This is a genomic window from Gordonia mangrovi, from assembly GCF_024734075.1.
In the GTDB taxonomy this organism is placed as follows: domain Bacteria; phylum Actinomycetota; class Actinomycetes; order Mycobacteriales; family Mycobacteriaceae; genus Gordonia; species Gordonia mangrovi.
Map to the genome: position 1 here is coordinate 3906693 of NZ_CP102850.1, position 12620 is coordinate 3919312.

Sequence of the window (12620 nt, forward strand, 5' to 3'; positions counted from 1 at the left end):
TTCGGCCGAGCCGACCACGGGCTCGACAAGGGGCCTCGGCTACTGGGCGATCACCTTGTTGACGGCCCGGTTGAGGAAGTTGGGAATGAACTTCGACGCGTTGCCCAGGACCAGCGTCTGGGTGCCGACCGAGTAGCTGGTGCGGTGCAACAGTTTGTCTTGGCGGGTGGGATGCACGGATTCCCACACCTTGTCGGCGACCTGTTCGGGCGTGATCCGGACGCCGAGGGTCTTGGTCGACTTAGCCTCGTTCATGGCCAGGGCCGTCTTTGCCCAGAGCGGCCAGATGCCCACGACGCGAATGTCGTCGTTCTCCCATTCCAGCTCGAGTGCTTCGGTCAGGCCGGCGACGAAGAACTTGGTCGCGCTATAGGTCGCGATACCGGGCTGGCCGTAGATGGCCGAGGCGGAGGCGATGTTCACCAGGTGCGCCCCCGGCGTCTTCTTCAGGTACGGATAGGCGGCCTGCGCGCCCAACGCGACACCGAGCGCGTCGATGTCGATCTGGCGCCGGACGGCGTCGGGGGAGATCTCGTGCAGCGGGCCCTCGACCAGGATGCCGGCGTTGTTGTCGAGGACGTCCAGGGTGCCCCCGGTGTGGCTGGTGAACTCGGCCAGTGCGTTCTCCCACTGCTGCGGATCACGGACGTCGAGTGTCCCGGTGATGAACCCGGGATGGTTGGCCTTCACCTTCGCGAGCGCCTCGGCGTCCACGTCGAACACGCCAACCGTCCATCCTTCGCGCCCGAAGCGTTCCGCGGTCGCCAGTCCGATGCCTGCGGCGCCGCCCGTGATGAAGATCGATGACATGTGCTTCTCCTGCGTTTGACCTGCGTGTTCGTGTGCCCACGTGAAACTTACCGGCGAGTATATATCCGCCGCTGTTCACTTCCGCATGACCCGATGCTATCGTGACAACACGCATTGTCATAACAGTGCTCATTGTCATGAAAGAACAGTTGTTCACCAACTGCCCGGAGGTCGAGACCAGATGACTGCAGCGATGGACCGCACCCGCGACGACACGATCCGCGGGGGTGTCGCCGAGACCGACAACGTGGTCAGCATGCGTGACGAGGGGACCGACGAGGTCTCCGAACGTCTCCTGGCCTCGGCGGCCCGGCTGTCGCGCAACGCGATGACCGAGATCGACTGGTCTGCACCGATGGACCCGTCGAAGTACGGCTGCAGCCCGGAATGGTCATCGCTCTACGGCACCGACTACTGGGATGAGCTCACCGAGGAACAGCGCATATCCGTGACGCGCCATGAGTTCGCCTCGATCATGAACATCGGCATCTGGTTCGAGATGATCCTGCAGGAGATGGTGATCCGCGATCAGTATCTCGGCGAGTATCACAGTGCCGAGTTCCAGTTCGCGCTGACGGAGATCGCCGACGAGTGCCGGCATTCGATCATGTTCGCCAAGGCGTCGGAGAAGATGGTCGGCACCTCCTACAAGCCGACCAAGAAGGTCGGCCGACTCGGCAAACTGTTCAAGCGCACCGCAAAGAACGAGGTCGCCTACGCCGGCATTCTGGTCGCCGAGGAGGTGCTCGACGTCTTCCAGCGTGGCTGCATGCGCGACGATCGGGTGCTGCCGTTCATCCGGACGGTCAACGAGATCCATGTCCTCGAGGAATCGCGCCACATGCGCTTCGCCCGCGAGGAGGTGCGCGAGTCGATGGACGGGGTCGGCTGGGCGCGTCGCCAGTTCAGCGCCCTTTACGTGGCGTTGGGTGCCTACTTCATCGTCACCAGCCTGGTGCAGAAGACGGCCTTCGCCGACGCCGGGCTCGATGCCGACCGCGCCGTGGCCGAGATGCGATCGAACTCGCACTTTCAGTCGATGATCCGCAGCAGCTGTGCACACCTCATGGACTTCCTCGACGAGGTCGGGCTGCTCACCCGGCCGGCCATGTACTACTACCGGAAAGCGAACATGCTCTGATGTTCGTCATCACCCAGTCCTGCTGCAGCGACGCAGCCTGTGTGTCGGTCTGCCCGGTCAACTGCATCCATCCGACGCCGGAGGAACGCGGCTTCGGCAGTTCCGACATCCTGCACATCGACCCCGAGGCCTGCATCGATTGCGGGGCCTGCGCAGACGCCTGCCCGGTGGACGCGATCTACCCGGCCGACAAACTCGGCACCCGCGACAAGGTCTTCATCGACATTAACGCCGACTACTACAAGAACAACCCGGACGTGACCTCCGGGTGGTCGTCGGTCACCTATCCGGACATCCCGAAACTCCCTGCCGGCCTTCGCGTTGCGCTGGTCGGCACCGGACCGTCGGGTGGCTATGCGCTGCGGACGATCCTGGATCGCACCGAGGCGTTGGTGACCGTCATCGACAAGCTCCCGACTCCGGGCGGGCTCGTGCGTGCGGGCGTCGCTCCAGACCATCCCGGCACGAAGGGAGTTCTGCGCGGTTTCGACCTGCTCTACCGTGATCCGCGTGTGACCATGGCGACCAACGTCGAGGTCGGTACCGGTCCGGGTCAGATCACGCCCGACGAACTGGCCGAGCATTTCGATGCGGTGTTCTATGCGGTCGGTGCCAATGAGTCACGTCGCCTCGGGATCCCCGGGGAATCGCTGCCGGGCTCGACGTCCGCGACCGAGTTGGTCGCCTGGTACAACGCGGTGCCCGGCATCGAGGCGCCACCGATCCCGCGCGACGGGACCGGTCGCGCGGTGGTGGTGGGCACCGGCAACGTTGCCCTCGACGTTGCGCGCATCCTGGTGTCGCCGCCCGAGATGCTGGCCACCACCGATATCGCCGATCGCGCACTACGCATCCTGGAGCAGCAGAACATCCACGAGGTGGCGGTGCTCGGCCGCCGTGATCAGGCCCACGCGGCATACACATCCGCCGAATACCGGGCGTTGTCGACCATCCCGGGTGTCGAGGTGGTGGTCCACGACGATCCCGCCGCCGCGCTGCCCGACTTCGATTCGTCGGCAGATCCGAACAATCGCCGCATCATCTTCCTGTTCCACAGTGCTCCCGAAGAGATTCTCGGCCAGTCGCGGGTCGACGGGGTCACGGTGCGGACCGGCGAGCACCGTCACACCATCGCGACCGACCTGATGGTCCGCTCGATCGGGTACCGATCCACGCCGATCGACGGCCTGCCGTTCGACGGCGACCGCGGGGTCTTTCCGAATACCGACGGCCGAATGACCACGGTGAGTGGCGATGTCATCCCCGGTGCCTACGTGTTGGGCTGGGCGAAACGCGGCCCGAGCGGCGGGATCGGCACCAACAAGGTCTGCGCCGAGGCGACCGTCGAGCACTTCATCCGAGACGCCGCCGAGGGACGCTTGCCGCGCACCGGTCGGTCGTCGAAGGCGTTCGGTGCGTTGCTGCGGCGCCGCACCCGAAACGTGATCGGTTATCGGGGCGTGCGCGCGATCGACGCCGGCGAACGGCGCCGCGGTGTCACGCAGGGCCGTCCACGCGTCAAGTACACCGAGGTGTCGGACATGGTCGGTGCCGCCGGGTGGCGCAAGAGGTAGATCCCTCGGGCTGGGCACATCCGCCCGAACTCTCGACATCCACCTTCGTCACGACACGAAGGTGGATGTCGCTTTCCGGGGAGGGCACAATCACATCACTCGTGCGGGGACCGTCGGTGAGGTCCTGACAATCGCCTTGTAACACCCAGGCAAGAAGCGATTCACGAGCGATGGCGATAGTGGCCGTATGTCCAGCACACCGCGATTTCTGCAAGGCGTCTACGCGTTCACCGGCACGGGGCTGACCAAGCCCGCTCCGATCGATCCGTCGCTGACCTTCGTGGTTCCGGCCGGCATGACGGCGCAGCCCCTCTACTTCCGCGGCGGCAACAGTTCGGGCGAGCTGATCTATGTGACGCTCCTGCGCGACGGACAGCCCATGCGGATCTTCCCGATGGGCGCGAAGTCCTCGGTCAACGTGCCGCTGCGAGTCGTCGAGGACGTCGATCCCGACACCACGCTCGAACTGGTGCTCGCAGCTCCGGAGGCCACCACGGGCGAGGTCGTCATCGACTTCGGGATGGTCATCTTCTGATGCCCGTCGATGTGACGCCCGTCCGAGAAGAGCCGGGCCGAAAGCGCAGCCTGGTTGTCGTGGGCAACGGCATGGCCGGGGCCCGCACGGTCGAGGAGATCCTCTCGCGCGGCGGCGGCGAGTTGTTCGACGTCACGATGATCGGCGACGAACCGTACGGCAACTACAACCGGATCATGCTCAGTCACGTGTTGTCGGGTGAGGCGACCCTCGACGACGACGACCTGATGCTCAACCCGATGGCGTGGTATCGGGAGAACGGCGTCACCCTCTACTCCGGGGACAGCGCCGAGGGCATCGATCGTTTCGCCAAGACGGTCACCTGTGCCAGTGGACGCGTCATCGATTTCGACATCCTCATCATCGCCACCGGCTCCAACACGTTCTTCCCCAACATGGATGGACTGCGCGAGCCGGACGGACGCCTTGCACGCGGGGTGTTCGGCTTCCGGACCATTGAGGACACCAACGGCATGTTGCAGATGGCGACCGCCCGCGACGGTGTGCGGGCCGTCGTGATCGGTGGTGGCCTGCTCGGTCTCGAGGCGGCGTACGGGCTCAAGACCCAGGGCGTCGATGTCGACGTCGTCCACTCGCCGGGCCATCTGATGAACCAGCAGCTCGACGAACGTGGCGGAAAAGTGCTCCGCAACAAGATCGAGGAACTCGGCGTCGGCGTGCACACCGGCCAGCGCACCACCGCCGTGCTCCGCAACGACGACGGGACCGTCAGCGGAGTCGGGTTCGCCGACGGCGAGTCGCTCCCGGCAGACATGATCGTGGTCACCGCCGGTATCCGGCCGAATGTCGAACTCGCGCGCAGTGCCGGACTCATCGTCGAACGCGGCATCGTCGTCGACGACCAGATGCGGTGCGAGGACGAGGGTTCCATCTACGCAGTCGGGGAATGCTGCCAGCACCGCAGTGAGGTGTACGGGCTCGTCGCGCCGCTGTGGGAGCAGGCGGTGGTGCTCGCCGACGTGATCACCGGTGCGAATCCTGCGGCGGAGTACCACGGTTCGCGGCTGACCACCAAGCTCAAGGTCGCCGGGGTCGACGTCGCCGCGATGGGTGTCAAGGGACCCGAACGCGAGGACGACGAATTCGTCCAGTTCTACGAACCGCGCAGCGGGATCTACAAGAGCGTGGTGGTCCGCGACAACAAGTTGATCGGCGCCATGCTGCTCGGGGACATCTCCAAGGCCAACTTCCTCACCCAGGCTTTCGACGAGAAGGTCCCACTGCCCGACGAACGCATCTCGATGCTGTTCGACATGGGCGCACCCAGCGCCGAGACGGGCGCCGCCGAACTCGCCGACGACGTGCAGGTGTGCAACTGCAACGGTGTCACCAAGGGTGACATCGTGGCCTGCGTGCAGTCCGGCTGCACCAGCATCGGTGATGTCTGCGCGAAGACACGGGCCGGCAAGGGCTGCGGCTCGTGCAAACCGTTGGTCGCCGACATCGTGGAGTTCGCGGCGGGCGACGCACTCACCGTCGACAAGTCGGCGGACTGGTACGTGCCGTGTATCCCGTTGACCAAGCCGGAGCTGATCGACGCCATCAAACGCCAGAATCTGCGCTCGGTGTCGGAGGTCTTCGCGAACCTCGCTCCCGAGGGTGAGGACGCAACGGCCAAGATGCCGCTGTCGTCGCTGCTGCGGGTGATCTGGGGAACCGGCTGGAACCGGGAGCCCGGAGCGTTGTTCGTCAACGACCGCGTACATGCCAACATCCAACGTGACGGCACGTTCTCGGTGGTGCCGCAGATGAAGGGCGGGGTCACCTCGCCCCAGCAGCTGCGCAAGATCGCCGACGTGGCCGAGAAGTACGACATCCCGATGATCAAGGCGACCGGTGGTCAGCGCATCGACCTGTTGGGTGTGAAAAAGGAGGATCTGCCCAAGGTGTGGGCAGACCTGGACATGCCGTCGGGATATGCGTACGGAAAGTCGTTCAGGACCGTGAAAACCTGTGTCGGAACCGACTATTGCCGGTTCGGGCTGGGTGACTCCACCGCTTTGGGCATCGCGATCGAGACCCGCTATCAGGGTTTGGAATCGCCGGCCAAACTCAAGCTGGCGGTCACCGGCTGTCCCCGCAACTGCGCAGAGGCGTTGTGCAAGGACTTCGGTGTCGTGGCGATCGGTGACGGCAAGTGGGAGATCCTCGTCGGTGGTGCCGCCGGTGCGCACATCCGCAAGGGTGATTTGCTCGCCACGGTCGACTCGCCCGAGGAGGTCATTCGGCTGTGCGGCATCTTCATCCAGTACTACCGGGAGCAGGCCAAATGGCTCGAGCGCACCTACGCGTGGGTGCCTCGGGTCGGGATCGAGGAACTGCGGGCGATCCTCGTCGAGGATCGTGATGGCATCGTCGCGGGCCTACAGGAACGTATCGACGAGGCCGTCGCCGACTACGTGGACCCGTGGCTCGACCGCGAGGAGCCGCGCTCGCCCGCACAGTTCACCCCCGCGTTGCCACTGCTCCCATTGCCGCAGGTGCCGGTCCGATGACCAGCGTCGAGACAGGCGTCCCGGTCGGCCCCACCGATGATCTGCTCCCCGGCGAAGGGCGCGCCTACGCGGTCGACGGCCGACAGGTGGCGGTGTTCCGGATGACCGACGGCAGCCTACGGGCCACCGACGCGGTCTGCCCCCATCGGGGAGGTCCGATCGCCGACGGCCAGTTCGATCTCGGCCACGTCGTGTGTCCGCTGCACCAGTACGTGTTCCGCTTCGCCGACGGCGGCTGTACCGCCGACGGGATCGGCTCGCTGAGCGTGTACCGCGTGGAGGATCGCGACGGGCGGATCGTCGTCTGGCCGTGAGGTTGTCCCAGATGACACCTCAGCGCCGCGCGGTCGTCTCAGCAGCGATCGTGTCGCGCTCCGGTGTCATCTGAGACGAGTTCCCTGGTGGGCATCAGTGGCTTGAGGTGTTCGCGCCGACGCACGAGGTCCATGATCGTCTCTTCGGCGGCCGGCCACTCGTGCACCACTTGGTGATACGTCAGTCTGATGACCAGGTATCCGAGTTCGACAGCTGTGCGGTCGCGCTCGCGGTCCTTCTCGAATTGTTCTTTGCTGCTGTGGAATTCGTATCCATCCACCTCGATGATCAAGCGAGTGCCGACCACCAGGTCGACGATGCCCACTCCCGGGATGTCGACCTGTGAGCGCACACCGATACCGCGTGATCGGAGCCGGAATCGGCTCATCGATTCGGTACCGGACTGAGAACTGCCGTCGCATCGGTCCAGCAGGCGGCGGATCCGCGCGGGTGCGGACCGGAACACGACCCGGAGGTCGGAGAGTTCGAGCAGCCCCAGATTCATGATGGAGTCGCAGACCACCACGATGCCTTCGTCGTCCAGGCATTTCAGTGCGTGCCGCAGCGCGACTGCCAGTTCGTCGACGGACGTGATCTCCGATTCCGGTCGGCCGTACTGTTCGCAGAACGTCGCGCCGGGCGTGCGGTGCGCACAGGCGCGGGCCCGGATGTGAACGGTATCGGATGTACCGGGAACCCAGACCTTGAGCAGTCGTAGTGCCGACAGGCAACTCAGCACGCCGCCACCGGCCACTGCCGACACCACAGTACTGTCGGCCCACGGTGTGGCGTACCACCCTCGCCGCAGACATCGCAGTGTGCCGTTCTTGAGGGCGGCCCGGAGTTCGGTTCGCGTCATGCCGGCCTCACGCAGTTGTTTCCACGAAGCGACGCCGAACCCAGCAGCGAGGACCTCGGAGTAGTCGGGTTGATCCATGGGGTGCAGCCTGACATCCGGTGAGGCGCGGACGAGGTGGTCGGCTGGTTCCCGGACGATATCTGTGGACAGATCCGAGAATGTGCAGAGCGCACCCATAACCCCTGTCCCAGATGACACCTCAGCAGCCCGGCAGACCTCCACTGCCCGGTGGTGGGCGGCTGGCGTGTCATCTGGGACACGTGGTCAGTTGACGGTGGCGTCCGGCACGATGTATCGCTCGGGCCCGAAGGTGAGGGTTGGCCTCTCCGATCGGGATCGACAGGATGGTGAGCCGGTGCCGGACGGTGCAAGGGATGCCGGGACGGCCGGCTGCGCCGATGCGCTCGTCGCGGGTGAGGCGTACGCGCTCGCGGAGGAAGAGCTCGCGCCCCTCGCTGGAGGTCGAACTCGATGCCACCTCACTGGTGCTACCGTGGCCCGCGCGCCCTGCCGGACACCTGGGCAGCGCGTGTCCCGACGACGCCTCAGTACACGTCGCGGACGTACCGCTTGTCGGCGGCGAGTGCCTTGACGTAGGATTCCGCGCCCGCCGGTGAGCGGCGACCGTGGTGGGCGACGATCTCCTTGAGGGTGGCATCGACGTCCTTGGCCATCCGGGTGGCGTCGCCGCACACGTAGACGTGGGCGCCCTCATGTAGCCAGCGGTAGAGCTCCTCGCCGTGTTCGCGCATGCGGTCCTGGACATAGATCTTGCGGTCCTGGTCGCGCGAGAATGCGACGTCGAGGCGAGTGAGCAGACCGTCGGACAACATCGAGGTCAGTTCGTCGCGGTAGTAGAAGTCCGTGGCCGAATACTGTTCACCGAAGAACAGCCAGTTCTTCCCCTCGTGGCCCATGGCCTCCCGCTCCCGAAGGAAGCCGCGGAAGGGTGCCACGCCGGTACCCGGCCCGATCATGATCATCGGGGTGTCGGGGTCGGACGGTGGACGGAAATGCGTTGTCGACGTGACGAACACCCCGATGTCCTGGCCGTCGCAGTGGTCGGCGAGGAAAGTCGAACACACGCCACCACGCTGCTTGCCATGCAGGTTGTAACGCACGGCCGAGACGGTGAGTTCCACTTCCTCCGGGTTGTGCAGGGGACTCGAGGAGATCGAATACGACCGTGGCTGAAGAGTTTTCAGCACCGATACCCATTCGTCGGGGTCGGCCTTCACCGGGTACTCGGTCAGGACGTCCACCGACTGCCGACCCCAGGTCCACGCTTCGAGCTCCTGCTTGTTGCCCGCCGCCGCCAGCGAGTGCAGATGAGCAGAACCGTTGCGGTCGGCGACGAATCGCATGAAGTCCGGGGTGACCTTGGCGAACTCGAGGCGTTCACGAAGCGCGCGGCGCAACGGCATCTCGTCGCCGCCCGGAGCGTTCACGATCTCGCTCCCGTCGAGACCGGTCACGTCCAGCCATTCGTCGACGAGCGTATTGCTGTTGAGCGGCCAGACGCCCAGCGCATCTCCGGCCTTGTAGCTCAGGGTGTCGCCGGGAAGATGAAAGCCGAAGTTGCGCACATCCTTCGCCGACCCTTCGCCGTTGAGCTTGATGTTGCGCGACAGGTGGGTGACCAACGGATTCTTCTTCGAGAAGGCCGGTGCCGAACGCACCGAGGGCTGTGCGGACGAGTCGGCCGGCTCGCTGAGCACAGTGACCCGGCCGTCCGTCGACGCGTCGGACGGCTGGTCCGTGGTGATGACGGTGTCCACCTGATCGAGCCATTGGCCGGCCGGTTCCTCGAAATCCGGCTCGCAGTCGACGCGCTCGAGTATTCGCTGGGCGCCGAGTTCGCCCAACCGCTCGTCGAGGTTGCGTCCGTGTCCGCAGAAGTTGTCGTAGCTGGAATCGCCGAAGGCGAGCACGGCATACCGCAGCCCCGACAGGTCCGGAGCCGCGTCGCCACTGAGCGCATCCCAGAACGCCGAGCCGTTGTCCGGCGGCTCCCCGTCGCCTGTCGTGGAGCTGACGAACAGGGCGGTCCCGCCCAGCGCCCCGACATCGACGGCATCCATCTCGGTGACATTGACGTCGTATCCCTTGGCCCGGATGTGATCCGCGGTCTCTGTCGCGAACTCCTCGGCATTGCCCATCTGTGACGCCCAGAGAACGGTGATCGTCTCCCGGACCGCCTCGACCGCCTCGTCGGTTCCGGTGGTGACCGGAGTGCCGCCGACCGGATGAGCGGCCCGGGCGAAGATGCCGTCGAGAAGTCCCGACGCCCACGCGTGGACCTCGCTGCGTAGGGGTGCACCGGTCGGCAGGTAGGGCCGGTCGTCGACCGGTGGCTGTGCGCGAAGCCCGGCGACCAGTCCGGCGAGATAGGTGCGCTCGGTATCAGAGGGGATGATGTCGACCGCGGTGACCCCGAGGGCCGACGCGAGCGCGTCGACGGGGTCGGCGTCGCGCCGGGCCGTCGAGGACAGGTTGTCGGAGTCCTCTGTGGTCGGCGCTGCGTCCGTCTGCGGCCGAGCGACCTTCGTCAGCGTCACCGCACACACTTTGAACTCGGGTTGCTGCGACATCGGGTCGACCGCGTCGGAGGTCACCGCATTGATCGTCAGATGCTCGCCGAAGACGTCATTCCAGTGGAAGGGTACGAAACAGTTACCGGGCCGGACCCGGTCGGACACGGTGGCCGGGAGCACGGCGCGACCTCGTCGCGAGGCGACCTCCACGTGGTCGCCCGAGCCGATCCCGTACCGCTGCGCGTCCTCGGGGTGGATCTCCACGAACGGCCCCGGGTTGAGCTTGTTGAGTTTGGTGACGCGACCGGTCTTGGTCATGGTGTGCCACTGATGAGGCAGCCGGCCGGTGTTCAGCAGGATCGGATAGGCATCGTCGGGCATCTCGGCGGGATCGACGTGCGGTCGGGCGAAGAACTGGGCACGACGGTTCGGGGTCGCGAACGCGAACGCGGGCACGGTCCCGTCGTCGGTGGTGTGCAACGTCTGGCTCACACCGTTGTTGAGATAGCGGATGGGATTGCGGCCTCGATCAGCCGGGTCCGCGGTGGCGTCGGTCGGTGGGCACGGCCACTGCATCGGGGTGCGCCGCAGCCCGTCGTAGGTCATTCCGCGCAGGTCGTAGCCGGTGCGGGGATTGGCGAATCGGCGGATCTCGTCGAAGATCTGCTCGGCGTCGGTGTAGGAGAACGCCTCGGCATACCCCATCTCGCAGGCGATCCGCGCGATGATCTCCCAGTCCGGTAGCGCCTGACCGGGTGCGTCGAGTGCGGGCTCGAACAAGGTCACGTTGCGTTCCGAGTTGACCATGGTGCCGGTGGATTCGGTCCACAAGGCGGCGGGCAGCGCGACGTCGGCGTAGGCGTTGGTCTCGGTCTCGGCGAAGGCATCCTGGGTGATGACGAGATCCGCGCGCTCGAGTCCGGAGATGACCGTCGACCGATTGGCCACCGACGCGACCGGATTCGTGCAGATGATCCAACACGCCTTGATCTCGCCGTCGGCCATCCGTTCGAACATGTCGATGGTGCCGCCGCCGACCTCGGTGCGCACGGTATCGGGCGCCAGACCCCACACCTGCTCGACGAACGCGCGGTCGTCGTCGGACATCACCGCCCGCTGCCCTGGCAGACCGGGACCCATGTACCCCATCTCGCGGCCGCCCATCGCGTTGGGTTGCCCGGTCAACGAGAACGGTCCGCTGCCGGGTCGGCAGATCGCTCCGGTGGCCAGGTGCAGATTGACCAGGGCGTTGGTGTTCCAGGTGCCGTGTGTGGACTGGTTGAGCCCCATGGTCCAGCAGCTCATCCAGTTGCCCGCCGAGCCGATCATCTCCGCCGCCCGCCGGATGTCGTCGGCCGGGATACCGGTGATCTCACTGACCACTTCCGGGGGGTACTGTGCGACGAATTCCGGCATCTGCTCGAAACCGTCGGTGAACGACGCGATGAAGTCGTCGTCGGTGTGGCCACCGGCGATCAGCAGGTGCAACAGCCCGTTGAGCAGGGCCAGGTCGGTGCCGGGCTTGATCTGCAGGAACAGGTCGGCCTTGTCGGCGCTGGCCGTGCGGCGCGGGTCCACCACGATCAGCTTGGCGCCCGCCTTGATCCGGTCCATCATGCGCAGATGCAGGATCGGGTGACAGTCGGCGATGTTGGATCCGATCACGAAGAACACGTCCGCGTGGTCGAAGTCCTCATAGGAACCGGGCGGACCGTCGGCGCCGAGGGACTGTTTGTAGCCGGTGCCGGCGCTGGCCATGCACAGCCGCGAGTTCGATTCGATCTGGGTGGTCCGGAGGTAGCCCTTGGCGAGCTTGGTCGCGAGGTACTGCGCCTCCATCGACATCTGCCCCGACACATAGAGGGCGACGGCATCCGGGCCGTGTTCGTCGACGATGGCGCGCAGCCGCGCCGCGGTGTCGGTGATCACCTGATCCATGTCGGCGGGCTGGGGCGGGGCGCCGCGTTCGTCGCGCACCATCGGTGCGGCCAGGCGCCCACCCGCCGACAGCATGTCGGCGGTGGTCGAACCCTTGGTGCACAACCGGCCGAAGTTGGTCGGATGGTCCTTGCGGCCCACGGTCTTGGCGACCTGGCCGTCGGCGCCGAGCGCCAGATCCATCCCACAGCCCACTCCGCAGTAGGCGCACAGCGAATGCACGATGTCGACGGACTTCACGATCTCCAGCGTCGGCGGGGTGTGTTTCCTGATGCGAATCGTCCAGTTACACGCCTATCAACTTGACCTCACAGGGGCCGGCAACCGATGTGCGTACCGGATCGGGGGCGAGGCGATACCCGACCCGCAATACCGCAGACCTGCGGCGATCGGTTCCG

8 protein-coding genes are annotated in these 12620 nt (G+C 65.8%); 5 read left to right on the plus strand and 3 right to left on the minus strand.

Going from position 1 to position 12620, the window contains the following annotated elements; all coding sequences use genetic code 11:
• Nucleotides 1-39 precede the first annotated feature (39 nt).
• Nucleotides 40-810: an SDR family oxidoreductase gene (locus NWF22_RS17735; protein ID WP_160903020.1), complete on the minus strand. Its 771-nt coding sequence runs from the start codon at nucleotides 808-810 to the stop codon at nucleotides 40-42.
• 181 nt (nucleotides 811-991) lie between these two features.
• On the opposite strand from NWF22_RS17735, the gene NWF22_RS17740 reads away from it, so the two are divergent.
• The 5 genes from NWF22_RS17740 to NWF22_RS17760 all read left to right on the plus strand — a co-directional run bounded on the left by NWF22_RS17740 (nucleotide 992) and on the right by NWF22_RS17760 (nucleotide 6890).
• The gene (locus NWF22_RS17740; protein ID WP_160903021.1) at nucleotides 992-1951 is read left to right on the plus strand and encodes an AurF N-oxygenase family protein; all 960 of its coding nucleotides are present in this window, start codon (nucleotides 992-994) and stop codon (nucleotides 1949-1951) included.
• A complete protein-coding gene (locus NWF22_RS17745; RefSeq protein WP_160903022.1) occupies nucleotides 1951-3525 on the plus strand; it encodes a 4Fe-4S binding protein in 1575 nt (524 codons plus the stop codon). The genes NWF22_RS17740 and NWF22_RS17745 overlap by 1 nt, the downstream gene beginning before the upstream one ends.
• Before the next feature lie 187 nt (nucleotides 3526-3712).
• Nucleotides 3713-4060, plus strand: coding sequence for a molybdopterin oxidoreductase (locus tag NWF22_RS17750; protein ID WP_160903023.1), 348 nt, complete (start codon nucleotides 3713-3715; stop codon nucleotides 4058-4060).
• The gene (gene nirB / locus NWF22_RS17755; RefSeq protein WP_160903024.1) at nucleotides 4060-6576 is read left to right on the plus strand and encodes a nitrite reductase large subunit NirB; all 2517 of its coding nucleotides are present in this window, start codon (nucleotides 4060-4062) and stop codon (nucleotides 6574-6576) included. The genes NWF22_RS17750 and nirB overlap by 1 nt, the downstream gene beginning before the upstream one ends.
• Nucleotides 6573-6890: a Rieske (2Fe-2S) protein gene (locus NWF22_RS17760; RefSeq protein ID WP_160903025.1), complete on the plus strand. Its 318-nt coding sequence runs from the start codon at nucleotides 6573-6575 to the stop codon at nucleotides 6888-6890. The genes nirB and NWF22_RS17760 overlap by 4 nt, the downstream gene beginning before the upstream one ends.
• Before the next feature lie 38 nt (nucleotides 6891-6928).
• Here the strand turns inward: NWF22_RS17760 and NWF22_RS17765 are convergent, their stop codons facing one another.
• Together NWF22_RS17765 and NWF22_RS17770 are read right to left on the minus strand one after the other, a co-directional pair.
• Nucleotides 6929-7828, minus strand: coding sequence for a type IV toxin-antitoxin system AbiEi family antitoxin domain-containing protein (locus NWF22_RS17765; protein WP_160903026.1), 900 nt, complete (start codon nucleotides 7826-7828; stop codon nucleotides 6929-6931).
• A gap of 467 nt (nucleotides 7829-8295) precedes the next feature.
• Nucleotides 8296-12405: a bifunctional nitrate reductase/sulfite reductase flavoprotein subunit alpha gene (locus NWF22_RS17770; RefSeq protein WP_202398807.1), complete on the minus strand. Its 4110-nt coding sequence runs from the start codon at nucleotides 12403-12405 to the stop codon at nucleotides 8296-8298.
• Nucleotides 12406-12620: the final 215 nt, after the last annotated feature.